Source organism: Actinophytocola sp. (assembly GCF_036002505.1).
Lineage (GTDB): Bacteria > Actinomycetota > Actinomycetes > Mycobacteriales > Pseudonocardiaceae > DASYTH01.
This window is the reverse complement of record NZ_DASYTH010000077.1, coordinates 19,555-39,556: the sequence shown is the minus strand read 5'-3', so window position 1 is coordinate 39,556 and position 20,002 is coordinate 19,555. Positions and strand designations below refer to the sequence as shown.

Here is a 20,002-nt window from a genome sequence, read left to right as displayed (position 1 = left end):
ACGAGGTGGATGGCGTGCTGTACACCGAAACTTTCGGTGAGGACGAGGAACCGCCGAAGGGTGCGGGGGCGGTGTTGCTGCCGTGGCCGAACCGGGTGGGCGGGGCGCGCTGGACCGACGAGGGGGAGCCGCGCGACCTGGAGATCACCGAGCCGGAGCGGGGCAACGCCATCCACGGGTTGGTGCGGCACGGGGAGTGGACGGTCACCGAGCACTCGAAGTCCAAGGTGACGCTGGAGATTTCTGTCGGGCCCGCGCCGGGGTGGCCGTTTCCCTTTCGCACCAGCGTTTCCTATGAGCTGGGGCTGCGCGGGCTGAACGTCACGCACGGCATGCACAACCTGAGCGAGCGGGTGATGCCGTTCGGCATGGGGGCGCACCCGTACCTGCGGCCCGGGGCGCTGAAGATGGAGGACTGCGACCTGAAGCTGGCCGCCACCACGATGCTTCCGCTCGACCCGGTGCGGATGGTGCCGACCGGCGAGCCGGTGGACATCCGCGGCACCGACCTGGACATGCGGCGCGGCCGGCTGCTGTGCGACATGCCGGACCTCGACCACGCCTTCGGCGGCTGCAAACCCAGGGGCGACGGGCTGATCCGGCACGGCATCGTGCACCCCGGCGGCGGGGTGGAGCTCTGGGCGGACCTCAGCTTCCGCTGGGTGCAGGTGTACACGCCGTACGACTTCCCCGGCGCCCGCGGCGGCTTCGCGGTCGCCATCGAGCCGATGACCTGCCCGCCGGACGCGCTCAACTCCGGCATCGACCTGATCCACCTCGAGCCGGGAAAGACCTGGGCCGGACGCTGGGGGATCATGCCGCTGTGAGCGAGCTTGCGAGCGAACCAATGTCACAGGGCGTCCGCTCGCGGCGGCTCCGAGCCTGCGAGGAGGCGACGTGAGCGAGAGAGAGGCCGCGATGCCGGCTGGACGGAGGAGCAGCGCAGGTGCGAGGAACGAGCACCGAGCAGCGCACGGAGGAAGCCGGCATCTTCTGCGGCCGAACGGGAGCGAACATTGGGCACTGTGAGTACAGCATTCATGGGTGGATACGTCGTTCCCGTGGCCAGCGCGCCGATCGAGGACGGGACGGTCCTGGTCGAGGACGGCCGGATCGTGGCGGTGGGCCCGGCCGCGGACGTGGATGTGCCGGACGGCGCGGAGATCGTGGACGCGTCGGGTTCCTGGGTGCTGCCCGGCTTCATCGAGGCGCACGGCCATGCCGGGGTCAACGAGGAGGCCGAGCACTGGATCGGGGAGGACGCCAACGAGCGGACGGACCCGAACGGCGCCCGGCTGCGGGCCCTGGACGCGCTGAACCCGGACGACGAGGGTTTCCGGGACGCGCTGGCCGGCGGCGTCACCACGATGGTGGTCAAGCCCGGCTCGGCCAACCCCATCGGCGGCCGGACCGTGGCGGTGAAGACCTGGGGGCGCACGGCCGACGAGATGCTGATCCGCGAGCCGCTGAGCGTGAAGAGCGCGCTCGGCGAGAACCCCAAGCGGGTCTACGGCGAGCAGAAGAAGCTGCCGTCCACCCGGCTCGGCGTGGCCGCGGTGATCCGGGACGCGTTCACCCAGGCGCAGGACTACAAGCTGCGCCGCGCCCACGCCGAGCGCGCGGAGGAGCCGTTCGAGCGGGACAACACGCTGGAGACGCTGGTCCGGGTGCTCGACGGGGAGCTGCCGTGGAGCCAGCACACCCACCGGGCCGACGACATCGCCACCGCGGTGCGGCTGTCCGAGGAGTTCGGCTACCGCCTGGTGATCAACCACGGCACCGAGGCGCACCTGCTCGCGGACCTGCTGGCGGAGAAGAACATCCCAGTGATCATCGGGCCGCTGTTCACCAGCCGCCCCAAGGTGGAGCTGCGCCGCCGCTCACTGCGCAACCCCGGCATCCTGGCCCGGGCCGGGGTCAAGATCGCCATCACCACCGACCACCCGGTGGTGCCGGTCAACTTCCTGGTCCACCAGGCGACCCTGGCGGTGAAGGAGGGGCTGGACGCCGAGACCGCGCTCCGCTCGATCACCACCAACCCCGCCGAGATCATGTCGCTGGACGACCGGGTCGGCTCGCTGCGCCCCGGCCTGGACGCCGACATCGTGATCTGGTCCGGGGATCCGCTCGACGTGATGTCCCGCGCCCTGCGGGTCTACGTCGCCGGCCGCGAGGTGTACCACTTCGACGACCACACCGGCGAGGGCGTCACGGTGAACCCGTTCTACCGGGAGTGATCGCACTTCAGGCCCTGCGGAGATCGCGGGCGATGACCATGCGTTGGATCTGGTTGGTACCTTCGAAGATCTGCGGCACCTTGGCTTCGCGCATGTAGCGTTCGACCGGGAAGTCCTTGGTGTAGCCGGCGCCGCCCAGCACCTGGACGGCGTCGGTGGTCACCTTCATGGCGGCGTCGGTGGCGACGAGCTTGGCGATGGAGGCCTGGCGCTGGAACGGCAGGCCGCGATCCCGGCGGCGCGCGGCCTCGAGGTAGGTGGCCCGCGAGGACTCCACCGCCGCGGCCATGTCGGCGAGGAGGAACTCGACGCCCTGGAAGTCGATGATGGGCTTGCCGAACTGGGTGCGCTGCTTGGCGTAGGCGACGGCCTCGTCGAGCGCGGCTTGGGCGAGGCCGACCGCGCACGCGGCGATGCCCAGCCGGCCGGACGAGAGCGAGGAGAGGGCGATCTTCAGGCCGTCACCCTCCGGGCCCAGCAACCGGTCGGCGGCGACGCGGGCGTCCTCGAAGATCATTTGAGTGGTGGTGGAGCCGGTGAGCCCCATCTTGCGCTCCGGCGGGGAGGCGGACAGGCCCGGCGTGCCGGCATCGACCAGCAGACAGCTGATCCCGCGGGCCCCGGCGGTGTCGAACTCGGACGTGCGCACCATGGTCGTGTAGAAGTCGGCCTGGCCGCCGTGGCTGATCCAGGCCTTGGTGCCGTTGACGACGAACACCTCGCCGGAGCGCACGGCCCGGGTGGTCAGCGCCGCCGCGTCCGAGCCGGCGTGTGTCTCGGACAGCGCGTACGCGCCGAGCAGGTCGCCGGCGAGCATCTCGGGCAGCCAGCGTTCGCGCTGCTCGTCGGTGCCGTACTCGGCGAGCGCGTAGCAGGACATGCTGTGCACGGACACGCCGACGCCGATGGTCATCCACGCGCTGGCGAGCTCCTCGAGCACCTGCAGGTACACCTCGTAGGGGACCGCGCCGCCGCCCCAGCGCTCCGGGTAGGGCAGGCCGAGCAGCCCGCTGCGGCCGAGCAGCCGGAACTGCTCGCGCGGGAAGCGCTCCTCCTCCTCATACTTCGACGCGTGCGGGGCGAGCTCGTCCCGGGAGATCTCGCGGACGAGTTTGAGCAGGTCCTCGGCCTCGGTGCTGGGCAGCAGTCGCTCTGCGGGCATGCTAAATAGTATGACGTCCTACTGTGTAGTAGGGGAGGCGTGATGATAGTCGTCGGCGGTGAGGCGCTCGTCGACCTGGTTCCGGCCGGGCCTGTTGAGTCCACTGTGGATGCCGCGCTGGCGCCGCTGCGGCCGATGCCCGGTGGTGGGCCGTACAATGTGGCGATCACGGCCGGCCGGCTCGGCGACCCGGTCCGGTTCCTCTCCCGGCTGTCCACCGACGGCTTCGGCGACGCGCTGCTGCGCCGGCTCCAATTGTCCAATGTGGACGTTTCGATGGTGCGGCGCGGCCCCGAGCCGACCACGCTCGCGGTGGCCGGGATCGGGCCGGACGGCTCGGCGCGCTACTCGTTCCACGTGGAGGGCACCGCCGACCGGCTGGTTTCCGACCCGGGTGAGCTGCCGGCCGAGGTGACCACGCTCTCCCTCGGCACCCTCTCGCTGCTGCTGGAGCCGGGCGCCACCACCTACGAGACCATGCTCCGCCGGCACGCCCGGCGCGGCGGCCTCACCGTGCTGGATCCCAACATCCGTCCGGTCCTGGTGTCCGATCCGGACGCCCACCGCGCCCGGTTCGTGAGCTGGCTGCCGGACATCGGCCTGCTCAAACTGTCCGTTGAGGACGCTCGCTGGCTGGGCGGCCTCGGCGACGGCGAACCGGTCGAGGCGCTCGTGCGCGCGTGGGTGAGCAAGGGCCCCGCCGCGGCGGTGCTCACCCGGGGCGCGGAGGGGCTGGCCGTGATCACGGCCGACGGCGAGCTGGTCGAGGTGCCGGCCGCGGCGGCGACGGTGGTGGACACCATCGGGGCGGGCGACACCGTGCACGGCGCGCTGCTGCACTGGCTGTACCGGCGGGGCATCTCCGCCACCGCGCCACTACGAGCGGTGAGCGCGGCGGACTGGCGGGACGCGCTGTCGTTTGCCGCGCGGGCCGCCGCGGTGACCGTGTCCAGGGCGGGAGCGGAACCGCCATACCTGCCAGAGATCATGTGAGGGCTCACCGGCGACGAGGGTAGGCCACAGTCAGGCACTGCGGCGCGGAGCGCCACGATGAGCGGGTGGGCGAGGCAGAGGATGGTCTGCCCGAGGAGTCGGTCCGTGCCAAGCTGGCCACAGCGGCAGTGGCCCGGGGCCCGAGCCCTCACATTGGATTCAACGCTGTGAGGCAGGTCGCGGTCGCAGAAACTGTGCGTGGCGCGTGCGGAGCACTAGCGTAAGAATGGGAGACCCCAACGGGGCGGTGCTTGCGTTTTCTCGCAGCCGGGCTAGGCGGGCCTGGGACAACACCATCGGCCGCCCCGCAAAGAGTGCGAGAGGGACGTTACATGCCTGACGCAACCACGAACTCCGGCAAGGTCGTGCTGCAGTATCCGGGCGGCGAGCATGCCATGACCGTGTCGCCGGCGACCGAGGGCGCCTCGGGCATCGACCTGGGCAAGTTGCTCAGCGCCACCGGCCTGGTCACCCTGGACCCGGGCTTCGTCAATACCGCGGCCTGCTCCTCGGAGATCACCTACATCGACGGCGACGCGGGGATCCTGCGCTACCGCGGCTATCCGATCGAGCAGCTGGCGCAGCGTTCGACCTTTATCGAGGTCAGCTACCTGCTGATCTACGGCGAGCTGCCGACCCAGGCGCAGCTCGACGACTTCACCGATAAGATCAAGATGCACACGCTGCTGCACGAGGAGCTCAAACGGTTCTTCGACGGTTTCCCGCGCGACGCGCATCCGATGCCGGTGCTGAGCTCCGCGGTGTCCGCACTGTCCACTTTCTACCAGGACAGCCTGAAACCCTTTGACGCCGAACATGTGGAGATCTCCACGATCCGGCTGCTGGCCAAGCTGCCGACGATCGCGGCGTACGCATTCAAGAAGTCGACCGGGCAGCCGTTCCGCTACCCGGACAACTCGCTCGGGCTGGTGGAGAACTTCCTGACCATGACGTTCGGCCTGCCCGTGGAGCCGTACCAGTTGGATGCGGACGTGGTCCGGGCGCTGGACCTGCTGTTCATCCTGCACGCCGACCACGAGCAGAACTGCTCGACGTCGACCGTGCGGCTGGTCGGCTCCTCCGAGGCGAACCTGTTCGCCAGCATTTCGGCTGGAATCAACGCGTTGTTCGGCCCGCTGCACGGCGGTGCTAACAGCGCGGTGCTGGAGATGCTCGAGCGGATCCGGGACGACGAGAGCGATGTGGACTCGTTCGTCAGGAAGGTGAAGAACCGCGAGGAGGGCGTGAAGCTGATGGGCTTCGGCCACCGGGTCTACAAGAACTACGACCCGCGGGCCGCCATCATCAAGAAGACCGCCGACGACATCCTCGGCCGGCTCGGCGGCGACGACGAGCTGCTCAACCTGGCCAAGGAGCTGGAGGAGCGCGCGCTCGCCGACGACTACTTCATCGAGCGCAAGCTCTACCCCAACGTCGACTTCTACACCGGGTTGATCTACCGCGCGATGGGCTTCCCCACCAAGTTCTTCACCGTGCTGTTCGCGCTCGGCCGGCTCCCCGGCTGGATCGCCCACTGGCGCGAGATGATGAACGACAAGGCCACCAAGATCGGCCGCCCGCGCCAGGTCTACACCGGCCACACCGAGCGCGACTACACCTCCATCACCAACCGCTAACTCCAGCCCGCGAGTCCCCGGTTCCAGCCCGCGAGTTCCTGGTTCCAGCACGCGAGTTCGTAAGTGAAGGGGCCCCCGGGCGGACCGGGAGCCCCTTCGTCTGCGCGGGTTTACTTGGTGCCGACCCGGATCCTCATCGAGGTGCCGTTCTGCGACTGCACCCGGATGGTGGTGCCGGTGGCGGGCAGGACCACGCCCGCGTTGGGCTGCTCGGCGAACCAGAACTGCTTGGTGTCGTCGAACAGCGGCACACCGTTCTGGCCGCGGATGTAGCTGGCCTTGCCGTTGATGTGCAGCGTGAACGAGTCCGCCTTGCGCAGTGAGAACGGCGCGTCGTAGCCGGCGATCCGCTCCCGCCAGGCCCGGCCCTCCAGGTTGAAGATCGGCGCGGGGTGCGCGTCGACCGGCAGGACCAGGCCCTCACCGTGGTGCTGGCTGGTGTTGTTGTCCATGAACGACGTGTCCCAGTAGGACACCAGCAGACCGGTCTGGTACGGGAAGTGCTCGACCCACTTCGGCCGGTCCGGGAACCCGGCGTTGTACGGGCCGGACTGCATGTACCGGTCGTAGGACTCGTACGTGCGGTTCGTGGCCACGTAGAAGTTGTCGAACGACAGCGTCTCCGTGTCGGTGGTGGTCCTGAAGCCGACCGCCGTCCAGCCGTTGTCGCCGCTCTCCGCCCCGTCGCTGACCAGCGTCGCGCCGTCCGCGGTGATCGTGATGTCGTCACCGAAGAACCCGCCCCGCGCCAGGCCGCCGTCGGTGCGGTAGTTGAACCGCAGCAGGATGTTCTTGCCCGCCTGGGAGTCCAGCGGCACGGTCAGGTCGACCCAGTTGCCGCCGGAGCTGCCGGACACCGCGGGGGCGTTCGAGGAGTCCCGGGCGAACGGTGCCCCGCCGACCGTGCCGTCCAGCGCGGTCCAGTTCGCGCCGCCGTCCGAGGACGCCTGCACGTACAGGAAGTCGAAGTCCTCCTCGATGTCGAACCGCGCCTTCATGGTCAGCGCCGCGGTGGACTTCCCGGTCAGGTTGAGCTCGCGGGTGAGCGTGGTGTTCAGGTCGTCGCCCTTGGTGCTCCACCACTGCCGCGCCCCGGCGAACGGCGCGCCGAACTGGAACGTCTTGACCTTGTCCGGCAGCACCACCACGACGCCCTGGGCCTTGGCCGAGTTGTACTCGTGCGGGCCGAGGTCCAGCGTGCGCGTCTGCCCCGCGACCACGACCTCGTAGTCCAGCCAGCCCAGCTGCAGCTTGGACCAGGCGTCCATGTCGTTGACCCGGGTGGCGAGCACCTCGCCGGGCCCGGACACCCGCTGCTGGGCCATCAGCGACCACCAGTTGACGTTGTTCTGGCCGGCGAGGGAGGTGTCGTAGAGGTCCGGAAGGTTCAGGTCGTGCCCGTACTCGTGGCAGAACACGCCGATGCCGCCGTTCTCCGGCTGCATGGTGTAGTCGCCGACCCAGAGGCCGGTGTCGGCGATCTGCGTGCCGCCCCGCAGGTTCCCCACCGGGCCGGTGTTGGTGCTGCTGAACGCGAAGCCGCGGTGGCTCCAGATCGCGTCCTCGCCGTAGACCGGATCGCCGTCGGCCTGGTCGCCGCCCGCGTGCACGATCTGGAAGTGGTCGATGTAGCCGTCCGGCTCGTTGAAGTCGCCGTCACCGTCGAAGTCGTTGCGGTCCCACACGTCGAACGTGGCGAGCTCCGCCTTCACCTCGGCGGCCGGGCGGCCGGCGGCGAGTTGGTCGGTGTACCACTGGTTCACCGCGTCCGAGACGAGGAACTGCGAGTTGCCGCAGACGATCCCGGTGCACGGGAAGCCGTTGGACCGGCCGTAGCGGGCCTGGTTGAACCGCACCCGGACCCAGTCGGTGACCGTGCCCTCGACCGAGTCCCGGCCGGAGGACTGCTTCTCGTAGTAGTTCTTCACCGAGTCCACGACGGGGTCGTGCGAGAAGTACAGGTCCTGGAAGTGCTGCCGGTCGTAGTTGGGCAGCCAGAGCGTGACGTTGTCCACCGCCCGGTTCGGTTCCGGGATCTGGTTGAGCAGTGGCCCGTCGAACCGCGCCGGGCCGGGAGTCGCCGGGTCGGTGTCCTGGTCGGGGTAGCTGGGGTGGCGCTCGTTGCCGAACTCGGCCAGCACCACGAAGATCCGGTCGGTCTTCTCCCGCGCCAGCTCGACGTACTCGTCGACGGGGCCCGAGCCCCGGCGCGCCTCGCTCTTCGGCCCGGGCTTCTTACCCACCTTGACGACGGTGCTGGGGCCGCGCTTCTCGGCCGTCCGGACGCCGCTGAGCACGTCGGACCACGCCTTCTCGCGCAATGCGCGGCGTTTCTGCTCGGCAGGGGTGGCGAGGTCGTCGGTGCCCTGTACCACCTGGTTCTGTGCTTGTAGATCGGCGGCGGGTGCCGCGGACGCGGCCGGCGCCACCGAGACCAGCCCCGCCACCACGACGGCGGCAGCTGTCAGGCTGGTAATGACTCTTTGTCGCAAGAGGGTCCCTCCAAGGATCGCCCAGAAGAGGACCAATGACACGATCGGGTCATATGGTCCGGCGCGCATAGTTGCATACGACGGCGCGTGGAGGGACCCGCCGAACGGCGGAAAGCAATGTCACATTGCAGCGGTAGAGGGAAAGCAATGTGACATTGCTTTCCAACCCTCGCCTAGCGCAGGGCGTCCCGCAGCCGGAGGCGGGAGCCCATGTGCAGCACGGCGTTGCGGTAGATGCGGCCGCCGAGCGCGGTGAGCAGCACGATCGCGGCGATGGTGAGCCCGAGTGCGGCGCCGATCTGCCAGCCCGGCGCCGCGCCGAGCGCGATCTTGCCGGGCATCAGCACCGGGGAGAGCAGCGGAACCAGGGACAGCACCGTGCTCGCCGTGCTCGCGGCGTTGCGGGCCAGCACGCTGAAGCCGAGCACGAACGCCACCAGCAGCACGAGCGTGACCGGCATGATCACCGGTTGGGCGTCCTCCTGCCGGGACACCAGCGAGCCCACCGCGGCGAACACCGTGGCGTAGAGCGCGAACCCGAGCAGGTACCAGAGCAGACCCCAGAGCACCGAGCCGGTCGCCGAGCCCGGGATGGTCAGCACGCCGGTGACCGAGGCCAGCGTCAGGCCGGCGACGCCGAGCACGGCGAGCTGGATCAGACCGACCAGGCCCAGCCCCAGCACCTTGCCGGCCAGCAGCTGCCACGGGCGGACCGTGGCCAGCAGCAGCTCCACCACGCGGCTGGACTTCTCCTCGATCACACCCTGCGCCAGCAGGTTGCCGTAGAACACCAGCGACACGTACAGCAGCGCGATGATCAGCAGAGCCACCGCGAGCCGCTCACCGCGCTGGGAATCGGGCCCCCGCAAGAACTTCACGCCCACCTGGGCGGCGGCCACGTTCTCCAGCACCTGGTTGGCGTCCAGGTCCTCGATGGCGGCGAGCTGGGCGCGCAGCACCTCCTGCTGCACGATCGCGTCCAGCGCCACCCGCAGGTCCTGGTTCAGCTCGTCCCGCACCAGCACCGAAAGCTGCGCCGGCGGGCCGCTCACCAGCGCGTCCAGCTCCTCGCCCGCGACCATCCGCTCACCCGCCGGCAGGTCGGTGACCTCCCGGGTGCGGATCTCCCGGCCGAGCTGGCGCCCGGCCTGCCCGAGCTGGTCGGCGACCCCGATTGCCTGCCCGTTGAGCCCCACCGTGAGCGAGCCCGGCCCGCCGAGCGAACCCTGCATGAGCACGAACGCCACCAGCACCACAAGCGACACCGCGGTACCGATCACAAAGGACCGGGTGCGCAGCTTGGCGTTCAGCTCACGGCGAGCGATCAACCCGACGGTGCGGATCACCACGCGCACCCCTTCCTCGCCAGCACCCGGTTCACCAGTATCCAGACCGGTCCCGAGCGCCGCGCCGGGGGCCTACGCGAAGACGTGCCACGACTACGCGAATGCCGAACATGGCTACCTGAGGGCGGGACACGGCTACGCAGACGCGGGACACACCGGCGGACACCCGGCACCCCGGGCGTGTCCCGCGCTCACGTAGTCGTGTTCCGCCTTCGCGTAGTCGTGTCCCGCGTTCCCGTAGCGATCCGACGCTAGCGAGCCGTGATCGTGCCCAGGAACGCCGACCACCCAGCCGGAGCGAAGACCAGCGCCGTGCGGCCGCCCGGATCACTTCGGCGGTATCGGATCAGTACCGGGAATGCCGTGCGTGCCCGGGTAGACCAGCGCGACCGCTCCGTCGCGGGCCGTGATGCCGACGACCTCCCCGCCGTAGCTGTGGCCAAGCAGCGTGCCGCCCTGGACCCCTACTGTCTCGCCCTTCGCCCGGAGCGTTCGGTCCCAGCTGCTCTCGCATGGGCACGCCGTCCCGAAACCCCCTCTGGGTAACGGATCGCCTATGCGGCGTCACACGATGATGTTGCCCGCGGGACACGTGTGCCTCAGCGTTACGGAACCGTGACCGAATGAAGTTCGGAGAAACTAGGCTCTCGAGGGAACCGGATCGGGCATGCTCCATCAAAGATGCACGATGATCCGTCATGGACCATTGGAGGGCGCGCGATGGATCCACAGGAGTGGCTCCAGCAGTACGACGAGCAGCTGAAGGAGGTCGCCGCGCGGGCGGAGCAGACCGAGCAGACCCTGGCGAAGGTGGGCGGCGAGGCGACGTCGGGCGGTGGCGAGATCACCGTGCGGGTGAGCGCCAGCGGGGTGACCACCGATCTCGTGCTGCGGCCTGGGGTGCGCGAGCTCGAGCCCGAGCAGCTGTCCCGGCTGATCATGCAGACCACCCGGCAGGCGCAGCGGGACGCCGGCGCGCAGGTGGTCGAGGCCATGAAGGGGTTGGTCGGCGAGGGGCCGGCCCTGGACGTGGTGAAGAGCAAGCTGCCGGAGGGCTACGCCGGTGATGGCCGGGACGAGCCGGTCGTCGCGGAGATGCGGCCGGACATGCGGCCGGACGACGAGTACTTCGACAACCCACCAGAAGTCATCCACTGAAGGCGGTCAGGCGAATGAGCGAGGGCTTCAACGTCCATCTCGGGGAGCTGCGCCAGCACGCGGCGTCCGTGGGCCAGATGTCGAATCAGGTGAGCCAGGCGTGCAACGTCGCCCGGGCGGTGCTGGGCGGCAACGCGTACGGCGTCGTCGGGGCGTTCTTCGTGGCGGCCATCATGTCGGCGAGCGGCGAGGTGGGGGATGCGCTCATGAAGGGCGCCAAGTCCTTTATGGACGTCCAAAAGGGACTGAAAGAGGTCGCCGACCTGTACCAGCAGATCGACCAGGCGCGCGCCGAACTGTTCAAGCTCAGCAGCACGGAGGGAGCCCGATGAGCCCGGCGCAGCAGGCGGCCCGCACCCCGCAGCAGGCCGCCACGAGCCTGTTCAACGACGTGCAGAACACCTCGTCGGCCATCGAGCGGGGCGACTGGATCGGCGCCGGGCTCGGCGTCTCGAACGTGGCCATGGACGTCATCGGGCTCGGCGGCGACCCGCTCGGCGCCATCTCCCAGGCCGGGTTCGGCTGGCTCATCGGGCACATCAAGTTCCTGCGTGAGCCGTTCGACAAGCTGCTCGGTGACCCGACGTCGATCATGGGCAGCGCGCAGAACTTCACCAAGGCGGCCAACGATTTGTCGTCGACGGCCAACCAGTACCGGCAGGCGATCCGCGGCGAGACCGCCAACTGGACCGGGGCCGCCGCCGACTCCTACCGGACCGCGGGCGCGACCCAGGCACAGAACCTGGACAGCTTCTCCGAGGTCACCAAGGCGATGTCGGGTGCCATGGAGGGCGCCGGCAAGATGCTCGCCGAGGTGCGCAAGGCCGTGATGGACGTGATCAACCAGGCCTGCAACCGGATCGTCATGATCATCATCGAGGCGCTGGCCGAGGCGTGGGGCAGCTTCGGGGCGAGCATCGCCAAGGGGATCGCGCAGTCGGTGACGACCGCGGTCCAGTCCGCGCAGAAGTGCATCTCCAAGATCCAGAAGCTGATCTCCACGTTCCAGAAGATCATGCAACTGGTGCAGAAGGTCATGCAGCTGGTCAAGGCGGTCAAGCAGATCATGCAGACCATCGGCGGGAAGGCCGCCGGGGACACCTCCCTGCAGGTCTCCGGTTCGCAGCTGAACTACGCCGGCACGATCAGCGCGGGCACCGGGCCGCAGGGCGTCAGCGGCACGGTCAACCTCCAGGCCGCCGCGCCGACGGCCGCTTACAACTACGACGCCTACGCGCCGGGCGCCATCCCGGGCGTCACCCTGCAGAACGCCGCGCCCACCAACCCGTACCACTACGACGGCTACCAGCCGGGCGTGCAGCTCGCGCAGGCCACCGGTGGCGCGCCGCAGGGTCCGGTGTCGCAGAACGGCTGGCCGGTCAACCCGCCGCGGACCGCGCGGTTCGTGCCCGGCACGACCGTGCGGGTGGTGGTGGCCGACGGTCCGGCCGGGGACGTGCTCGTGCACGTGCTGACCCAGGTGGACCAGCGGGTGGAGCGCCTCGACCCGAACGCCACGTGGGGCTGGGCGAACCGCGAGATCCGCGGTGGCGGAGACATCTCCAACCACGCGAGCGCAACCGCGGTGGACGTCAACGCGCCCCAGCACGCATTGGGCGCCCGCGGCACGTTCACCCAGGTTCAGGTCGACGAGATCCACCGGATCGTGGGCGAGACGAACGGAACGGTCCGATGGGGCGGCGACTACCGCGGGCGGGCCGACGAGATGCACTTCGAGATCATCGGCAACCCCGAGCAAGTCCGGGCCGCCGCCGACCGGATCCGGCTTATCCAGGAGCGCACTCCGTAGGGCCAAAGTGCGATGAAGGGGGCCTTCCTCACGGCCACGGTGAGAAAGGCCCCCTTCACCGCACTCCGAGCCCGGCGATCGCGAGCCCGACCAGATCGTGCACGCGCGGTCGCGCCGCCTCCAGTTCCGTTGACACCAACCCGATCCGTGTACGGCGGTGCAGGACGTCGTCGGCGTCCAGCGCGCCCTCGTGCCGCACCGCCCACACCACCTCGGCCGCGGTGACGTCCAGGCCGGGCGCGACAGGCTGCGCCAGGTCGGGGTCCAACTCGCCCAGCGCGGCCACGGTCGGCGCCTCGCTGCCGTACCGGGCGACGAGCCGGGCCGGTGCGTCCACTGTGGACTCTGGGGTGCCGGTGAGCGGGATCTCCTTGGTGCGGCAGGGACCCATGGGCAGGGGCACGGCGTCGACCGCGTCCTGCGCCATCTTGCGGTAGGTGGTGAGCTTCCCGCCGACCACGGTGATCACCCCGTCGGGCGCGGTGAGCACGGCGTGGTGGCGCGAGAGGTCCGCGCTGCGCCCGCCGGCGTCCAGCAGCGGTCGCAGCCCGGCGTAGCTGCCGAGCACATCGGCCTCGGTGAGCCGGCGGTCCAGCACGGTGGAGGCGATGCCGAGCAGGAAGTCCACATCGGACTGCGGAACCGTGGGCACGTCCGGGATCGGGCCGTCCACCGGCTCGTCGGTGAGCCCGAGGTAGACCCGGCCGTCGCGCTGCGGCAGCAGGAGCGCGAACCGGCCGAACTTCCCGGGTACCGGCACGGTGAGCGCGGTGCCGGTCAGGCCGGCCGTGCCGGCGTCGAGCACCAGGTGTGAGCCGCGGGAGGGCCGCAGCCGCACCGATTCCACGAGCCCGCCGGCCCACACCCCGGTCGCGTTGATCACGCTGCGGGCCCGGACCTCGAGCGTGCGGCCGGTCACGGTGTCGCGGATCTCCGCGCCGGCACCGGAAACGGTGACCGCCCGAGCCTGGGTGATGATCTTCGCGCCGAACCCGGCGGCGGTCCGGGCCAGCGCCACGACCAGCCGCGCGTCGTCGATCAGCTGGCCGTCGAAGGAAAGCAGCCCGCCGCGCAACCCGCCGCCGCGCAGGCCCGGCACCAGCGCGAGTGCCTCCGGCCGGGACACCCGGCGTGGCCGCGGCAGCAACGCGGACGGGGTGCGGGCCAGCCGGCGGAGCACGTCACCCGCGTGCAACCCGGCGTGGGTGATCGCCGCTGAACCGGCGGACATGTTGCGGTACAAGGGAACCAGCTGCGGCAGCGGGCGGATGAGGTGCGGTGCCGTGGTGCGCATCAGGATGCCGCGCTCGACCGCGCTCTCGTGCGCCAGCCCGACATCGCCCTTGGCCAGATAGCGCAGCCCGCCGTGGACCAGCTTGCTGGACCAGCGCGACGTACCGAACGCCAGGTCGTGCGCCTCGACCAGGGCCGTGGACAAACCGCGGGACGCGGCATCCAGCGCCACGCCGGCGCCGGTGACCCCGCCGCCGATCACCAGCACGTCCACCACCTCGCCGCCGGCCAGCGCGTCCAACTCGACCGCCCGGCGCTCGGCGTTGAGCGAGGTGCTCATGACATCACCTCGCAAGCTCGGTGATGCTGAACCTGTCGCTTCGCAGGCTCAGCGTCAGGGCAGTGCTCGATTGTTCGCTCGCAAGCTCGCTCACGGCCTTTTCTCCTTGGGCCGCAGCGCCCCGTCCATGAGCTGGGTGAGCTCGCCGATCAGCTCGGAGCGGTCGACGCCGCGGGTGGCCGGGCGCATCGAGAACACGAACGACTGCATCATCAGGAAGATCGCCCGCGCCTGCACCGCCGGGTTGCCGATCCGCACCGAGCCGTCCTGGTGCCCGGCGATCAGCTGCTCGCGGATGAACTGCTCGGCGATCCGCTGCACGCTGCCGACCCGCTCGACGATGTAGGGCAGCACCAGCTCGGCGTCCCGGTCGAGGACGCTGCGCATGAGCGGGTCGACCGAGAGCGCGCACACGCTGTCCACGGCGGCGGCGACCAGCCGCTCGCGGGCCCGGGCCCGCGGGCTGGCCGCGCCGGACGCCCGGGTGAGCAGCACACCGAACTCCCGGGTCATCAGCGCGGCGAGGAGGCTCCGCACATCGGGGAAACGGCGGTAGAGCGTCATCCGGCTGACCCCCGCAGCCCTCGCCACGCCGCTGAGCGTGGTCCGCCGCACCCCCACTTCGAGCACACACGTTCGGGCCGCGTCCAGCAGCACGTCGTCCTCGAGGCGAGCCGGCGACGGCGTTGGCGGCGGCGCGGTGTGACGTTTGGACGCCATGTGTCACACTGTACCAGTGGACAGCCTCGATCACCTCGTGCGGTGCGGATGGACCCCGGACGGCGCCGCGGACGCGCACCTGCCCGCGCCCGCTTTGCGTTGGTTGCGTGGAAAAACCGGCCTGACCGAGAAAAGCACGCCGGTGGCGCCGGACTCGGCGTTGCCCGTCGGCGAATCGGCGCTGCCGGACAATGTGCGGGCGGAGCTGGCGGCCGTCGTGGGGCCGGAGCGGGTGCTGGTCTCCCGGGCGGACCGGCTGGGCCGTGCCGGCGGTCTGTCCTATGTGGACCTGTTGCGGCACCGCGGGGCCGGCGAGCTGGCGGTGCCGGATGCCGTGGTGGTGCCCGGTTCGCCCGAGGAGGTCCAGCGGGTGGTGGAGGTGTGCGCGGCACACGGCGTGGCGATCGTCCCGTTCGGTGGCGGCACCTCGGTGGTCGGCGGGGTCGACGCGGTGCGCGGCGGCCGGCCCGCGGTCGTGGTGCTCGACCTGATGCGGCTCAACAAGCTGGTCTCGGTGGACGCGGAGTCCCAGCTCGCCGTGCTCCAGGCCGGCGTGGTCGCGCCGGAGGCGGAGAAGCTGCTGCTACCGCACGGTTTCACGCTCGGCCACGTGCCGCAGTCGTTCGAGCGGGCGACCATCGGCGGGTTCGCCGCCACCCGCTCCTCCGGCCAGGCCTCCGCCGGCTACGGCCGGTTCGAGGACATGGTCGAGGGCGTGCGGCTGGCCACCCCCCGCGGCGAGTGGCGGCTCGGCGTGGCGCCGGCCTCCGCCGCCGGCCCGGATCTCCGGCAGCTCGTGGTGGGCAGCGAGGGAACCCTCGGCGTGATCACCGAGGTGACCGTGCGGGTCCGCCCGGTTCCCACGGTGCGGCGCTACGAGGGTTACGTCCTCGACGGCTGGAACAGCGGGGCCGACGCGGTCCGCGCGCTCGCCCAGGGCCGGGTGCTCGCCGACGTCACCCGGCTCTCCGACCCGACCGAAACCGAGGTGGCGCTGCGCCTGTCCAGCGGGTGGACGGCCGCGGCACTGCGCCGTTTCCTCGCCTTCGTCGGCCACACCGAGCCGTGCCTGCTGATCCTCGGCTGGGAGGACACCTCCAAGCGGCGCCTCCGGGACCGGCGCAAGGCCACGCTGCGGGCGCTGCGTGGCTTCGGCGCGCTCCGCCTCGGCCGCTCCACCGGCGAAAAATGGCGGCACGGCCGGTTCGCCGGCCCACGCCAGCGCGACGCGTTGATGGATATCGGCGTCTGCGTGGAAACCCTGGAAACGGCGACCCACTGGTCACGGCTGTCCGAGTTGCGGTCAGCCGTGCGGGACGCCCTGACGACCACGCTCACCGCCCCCGGACGGTCGCCGGTGGTCGCCTGCCACATCTCCCACGCCTATGAGACCGGCGCTTCCCTGTATTTCACCGTCCTCGTGCCGAGAACCGACGACGACCCGGAAACCCAGTGGCGGCAGGCGAAAGCGGCGGCGTGCGAGGCGATCAATCCACTTGGGACGATCACGCATCACCACGCGGTGGGCGTGGACCACGCGCCGTATCTCGGTGCGGAAATCGGCTCTTTGGGGGTCGAGGTGTTGCGATCGGTGAAGAGCGTGCTCGATCCGGCCGGGGTCATGAACCCGGGGAAGCTGGTGCCGTGACCTTGCTTTCGCGGCGGACCACGCCCATCCAGATGATCGTGAGGGCGCCGGCGAGGAACATCGGCCAGGTGGCGAAGGTGCGGTTGCTGATGGCGGTTTCGCACATGGTCACGTAGGCGGTCATGGTGGGGCGGTCGGGGTTGTTGAGGTTGGCCGCCACGCTGGCCGGTTCCACACCGCCGATGGTGTTGCCGCAGGAGACGGTGACGGGGTTGGCCGGGTCCGGGCCGGCGACATGGACCGGGACGATGGCCAGGATCAGGCCGAGCAGGAGGCCGATGGTGGCCAGCAGGGCCGCGAAGCCGCGCGGGGTCAGAGTGATCTTGGCTAACGGGTCGGGCTCGTCGGTGGTGACGGGTTCGAGCGGCTCGACCCGGGGCGTGGTGAGGACCTGGTCGGTGTTCATCCGGTAAGGGTGCCGCGTGGGCCCGGGGTTGACCAGGGTTCAGGGCTTGAAGTAGGCGCTGCCTTCGATGCGGCCGTGGTCGCAGACGGGGCCGAACTCGTAGATCACGGTGAAGGGCTGGGTCTCGTCGGGCGGGATCACGGTGGCGCCGGCGGATGAGGGTTCGCACGGGCCGGTGACGGGCTCGTCGCCGGTGGGGACGACGGTCCAGTGCAGCGTCTTGTGCGCGGTCTGGCCGGGTTGGAGGGTGACCAGGGCGGGGCCGGGGTTCGGCGTGCGGACCAGGTTGGTGGGCGTCGGCTTTCCTTGCGTGTCAACGAGTTGGAGGCCGCCGTAGCCGTAGAGGGTGCAGCGGGACTTGGCGGTGACGACGAGGGTGGCGTAGCGGTTGCCGGCGCCGGCGTCCGCGGGCTGGATGGTGCCGGACAGGGTCGCGGCGGAGCAGCGCGGCACGCCCGGGGAGGTCGACGGGGGAACGGTGGTGGTGCTGCTGATGGGTGGGGACTCGGAGGTCGGGGTCAGCGGTTGGGCGCCGGTGCCGGCGGACTTGTCGCCGCAGGCGGTCAGCAGCAGGGCGAGGGCGCACAGGGGCGCGACCAGGCGGATCACTGCACAAGTCCAGCACGGAGCGTGCCTCCTCGCCCGGCCGGCGCAGGTCGACCACCCATCCGGAGACCACGCATCCGACACTAAGGGGTGCGCATTCCGGGTGGGGTGATGACGTAGGCGACGCCGCCGGAGCCGCTGGCGATGTTGCCGCTGGCGGTGAAGCGCTTGGTGCGCAACCAGATCGTCTCGAACTGGTCGCGGCGGTAGACGTTGCGGACGGCCTCGTCGCTGCTGGACGCCGGGTCGTTGGCGATCACGTCGCCCGCCGGGGTGAAGCCGATGATCACCATCAGGTGGCCGGCGGTGCCGTAGCCGGCGCCGTCGAGCTCGTCGGCGCGGAAGGACTGCGAGGTGACCACCGGGATGCCGGCCATGATGTAGCGCTCCAGCTCGGCCAGCGAGTGCAGCCGGGTGACGTGGCCGGTGAGGCCGTAGGTGGCCGCGTAGGCGGTGTTGAACGGCCAGTTGCCGGTGCCGTCGTAGTCCTTGTCGTAGGTGAACCGGGCAGCGTGGTCGACGCTCGGGTCCACATAGGACGGGTCAACCCAGGAGGTGTCCTCGGCGCTGGGGTGGCGGCCCCAGTACTCGACGACCATCTCCGTCGACGTCGGGCTGCACCAGGCCTCACCGCCGCCGCCGTACTGCGGGTACTGTCCGATGTGGATGTTCTGGGAGAACCGCGGGACGGGCAGTTCGGTGCCCCAGGCGCCGGCCGGCGGGGAGATCGGGACGGTGAACCGGTCCGGGATGGCCGACGTCATCGCGCCGATCATGGTCAGGGTCGGGGAGGCGTGCGTGCCGGCCGCGCGGTACAGGGTGACGCGGAGCTGGTAGGTGCGCAGCGTGCCGCCGGCCTTCGCGACGAACGTGTCCACGTCGACGAAGCCCGAGGCGTCGGACTGGTCGGGCACGCTGGTGCGGATGATGTCCTGGTCGCCGCTCGCCCAGCGGCCCATCGTGTACCACTGGGTCGTGGTGCCGGCTGCGGTCCGGCCCTGCATCTCCACCTGCAGCCAGGTTCCGGCCGGGGTGGTGGCGTTCCAGGACGCGACGAGCTGGGTGGCGTCGAAGCCCTGCCGGTAGAGCGGCGAGGTCCACCGCCCGTACTCGTAGGTTCGTGTCGTACCAAGGAAAGGCTCGGTGTGCTCGACCGTGCCGGCGGGGCGGCCGATCCGCAGCCCACCGCGCGGCGCGGGCAGCAGCCCCTCGATCCGGCCCGAGAAGAGCTCCGGCAGCGAGCGCCACTGGTGGAAGTCGACCGGCGCGGCATCGGCGCCGGTGTCGGCGGGCGCGGCGGCCGGGAGCGACACAGCCGTCGCGGCTCCGGCGACACCCACGATCAGCAGTCGAGCAAGGCGAGAACCAAACGGGCGTGCGCTCATGGGTAGGGATTTTCCCGCTTGATGGTCGCTATGTAAATGGTTGGCGAGACGAACCTGTCCCGAACCGGGAACTCATGTGTCTGAACTGGGGACTCGCGGTCCTTCCAGCTCGGCGAGGAAGTCCGCCCAGAACTGCTCGACGGTGCGCTCGTAGCGCAGGCCCAGTTCCAGGGTCTTGACCTGCCAGGGGTCGGCGAAGTCGATGATCCGTTCGTGCATCTCGAGGTAGCTGTCCGCACGCGCCCGGTGCGACTCGTGGCGGTCGCGGGCGAGCTGCAGGAGGTCGGCCCGTTCCCCGAAGGAGGCGAAGAACAGCTTCAGCACGCCGAGATCGCGGACCTCGGTCTGCTCGTGGGTCGGGGTGGCCAGCCAGTCCTGCAGCGCCTGACGGCCGGTCCGGGTGATCGAGTAGGTGCGCTTGCGCCGGCCGCCCTCCTCGACGGTCTCGGTGACCAGGCCGTCGGCCACCAGCCGCACCGGCTCGTCGTAGATCTGCGAGTGCGCGAACGCCCAGAAGTTGCCGATGGTGTAGGCGATCCGTTGCTTGAGGTCATAGCTCGTGGCCGGGCCGTGGCAGAGCATGCCGAGCACGACGTAGGACGTCGCGTTCAGCTTGCGCGGGCGGTCCCCGGCGCGCGAATGCTCCGGCGGTGCGGGCTCGGCTGGCAGGCTGGTCACCTCCCTCGGGTGATCGGCCCGAAGATACATACCTACCGGAAGGTTATCCCCCATTGTGGACGTTCTTCAGCCGGCGTGCCTCTGCTGACCTGGGCGACGAGCCGGTCCTCGTCACCCACGATATCGGTCAGTACAAGCGGAACGTGTTGTC

17 protein-coding genes are annotated in these 20,002 nt (G+C 70.2%); 8 read left to right on the top strand and 9 right to left on the bottom strand.

Going from position 1 to position 20,002, the window contains the following annotated elements; all coding sequences use genetic code 11:
- Together VGR06_RS05760 and VGR06_RS05755 are read left to right on the top strand one after the other, a co-directional pair.
- On the top strand, positions 1-827 hold an 827-nt coding region (locus VGR06_RS05760; RefSeq protein WP_327557907.1), incomplete at its 5' end, for an aldose 1-epimerase family protein.
- 198 nt (positions 828-1,025) lie between these two features.
- Entirely contained in the window at positions 1,026-2,237 is a 1,212-nt protein-coding gene (locus VGR06_RS05755; RefSeq protein WP_327557906.1) for an amidohydrolase, read from the top strand.
- Between the two features lie 7 nt (positions 2,238-2,244).
- Here VGR06_RS05755 and VGR06_RS05750 read toward each other — a convergent pair whose 3' ends face one another.
- Positions 2,245-3,399: an acyl-CoA dehydrogenase family protein gene (locus tag VGR06_RS05750; RefSeq protein WP_327557905.1), complete on the bottom strand. Its 1,155-nt coding sequence runs from the start codon at positions 3,397-3,399 to the stop codon at positions 2,245-2,247.
- Positions 3,400-3,441: 42 nt separating this feature from the next.
- Here VGR06_RS05750 and VGR06_RS05745 point away from each other — a divergent pair, with 42 nt between their 5' ends.
- Both VGR06_RS05745 and VGR06_RS05740 read left to right on the top strand, forming a co-directional pair.
- Complete coding sequence (locus tag VGR06_RS05745) at positions 3,442-4,392, top strand: carbohydrate kinase (RefSeq protein ID WP_327557904.1); 951 nt, start codon at positions 3,442-3,444, stop codon at positions 4,390-4,392.
- A 332-nt stretch (positions 4,393-4,724) separates the two neighbouring features.
- Entirely contained in the window at positions 4,725-6,029 is a 1,305-nt protein-coding gene (locus tag VGR06_RS05740; protein ID WP_327557903.1) for a citrate synthase, read from the top strand.
- A 110-nt stretch (positions 6,030-6,139) separates the two neighbouring features.
- On the opposite strand, the gene VGR06_RS05735 is transcribed toward VGR06_RS05740, so the two are convergent.
- Both VGR06_RS05735 and VGR06_RS05730 read right to left on the bottom strand, forming a co-directional pair.
- Positions 6,140-8,521, bottom strand: coding sequence for an immune inhibitor A domain-containing protein (locus VGR06_RS05735; RefSeq protein WP_327557902.1), 2,382 nt, complete (start codon positions 8,519-8,521; stop codon positions 6,140-6,142).
- A 173-nt stretch (positions 8,522-8,694) separates the two neighbouring features.
- Entirely contained in the window at positions 8,695-9,870 is a 1,176-nt protein-coding gene (locus tag VGR06_RS05730) for an ABC transporter permease (protein WP_414637157.1), read from the bottom strand.
- 717 nt (positions 9,871-10,587) lie between these two features.
- On the opposite strand from VGR06_RS05730, the gene VGR06_RS05725 reads away from it, so the two are divergent.
- From VGR06_RS05725 to VGR06_RS05715, 3 genes are read left to right on the top strand one after another with little or no spacing between them, the layout of a single operon-like run.
- On the top strand, positions 10,588-11,025 hold the full coding sequence (locus tag VGR06_RS05725; protein ID WP_327557900.1) for a YbaB/EbfC family nucleoid-associated protein: 438 nt from the start codon (positions 10,588-10,590) through the stop codon (positions 11,023-11,025).
- 14 nt (positions 11,026-11,039) lie between these two features.
- The gene (locus VGR06_RS05720) at positions 11,040-11,357 is read left to right on the top strand and encodes a type VII secretion target (protein WP_327557899.1); all 318 of its coding nucleotides are present in this window, start codon (positions 11,040-11,042) and stop codon (positions 11,355-11,357) included.
- Positions 11,354-12,835: a M15 family metallopeptidase gene (locus VGR06_RS05715; protein ID WP_327557898.1), complete on the top strand. Its 1,482-nt coding sequence runs from the start codon at positions 11,354-11,356 to the stop codon at positions 12,833-12,835. The genes VGR06_RS05720 and VGR06_RS05715 overlap by 4 nt, the downstream gene beginning before the upstream one ends.
- Before the next feature lie 55 nt (positions 12,836-12,890).
- On the opposite strand, the gene VGR06_RS05710 is transcribed toward VGR06_RS05715, so the two are convergent.
- The gene (locus VGR06_RS05710; protein ID WP_327557897.1) at positions 12,891-14,408 is read right to left on the bottom strand and encodes a glycerol-3-phosphate dehydrogenase/oxidase; all 1,518 of its coding nucleotides are present in this window, start codon (positions 14,406-14,408) and stop codon (positions 12,891-12,893) included.
- Positions 14,409-14,498: 90 nt separating this feature from the next.
- Positions 14,499-15,128 (bottom strand): TetR/AcrR family transcriptional regulator, encoded by a 630-nt coding sequence (locus VGR06_RS05705; protein WP_327557896.1) that lies wholly within the window; start codon positions 15,126-15,128, stop codon positions 14,499-14,501.
- Here VGR06_RS05705 and VGR06_RS05700 point away from each other — a divergent pair.
- The gene (locus VGR06_RS05700; protein WP_327557895.1) at positions 15,127-16,776 is read left to right on the top strand and encodes an FAD-binding oxidoreductase; all 1,650 of its coding nucleotides are present in this window, start codon (positions 15,127-15,129) and stop codon (positions 16,774-16,776) included. The genes VGR06_RS05705 and VGR06_RS05700 overlap by 2 nt on opposite strands.
- On the opposite strand, the gene VGR06_RS05695 is transcribed toward VGR06_RS05700, so the two are convergent.
- From VGR06_RS05695 to VGR06_RS05680, 4 genes are all read right to left on the bottom strand, one after another.
- Entirely contained in the window at positions 16,748-17,182 is a 435-nt protein-coding gene (locus VGR06_RS05695) for a hypothetical protein (RefSeq protein ID WP_327557894.1), read from the bottom strand. The two genes, VGR06_RS05700 and VGR06_RS05695, sit on opposite strands and share 29 nt — an antisense overlap.
- 39 nt (positions 17,183-17,221) lie before the next feature.
- A complete protein-coding gene (locus VGR06_RS05690) occupies positions 17,222-17,791 on the bottom strand; it encodes a DUF4232 domain-containing protein (protein ID WP_327557893.1) in 570 nt (189 codons plus the stop codon).
- An 80-nt stretch (positions 17,792-17,871) separates the two neighbouring features.
- Positions 17,872-19,173 carry a C39 family peptidase gene (locus tag VGR06_RS05685; protein ID WP_414637156.1) on the bottom strand — a complete coding sequence of 434 codons (1,302 nt, stop codon included), beginning with the start codon at positions 19,171-19,173 and terminating at the stop codon, positions 17,872-17,874.
- A 72-nt stretch (positions 19,174-19,245) separates the two neighbouring features.
- The gene (locus VGR06_RS05680) at positions 19,246-19,851 is read right to left on the bottom strand and encodes a PadR family transcriptional regulator (RefSeq protein ID WP_327557891.1); all 606 of its coding nucleotides are present in this window, start codon (positions 19,849-19,851) and stop codon (positions 19,246-19,248) included.
- Positions 19,852-20,002 lie beyond the last annotated feature (151 nt).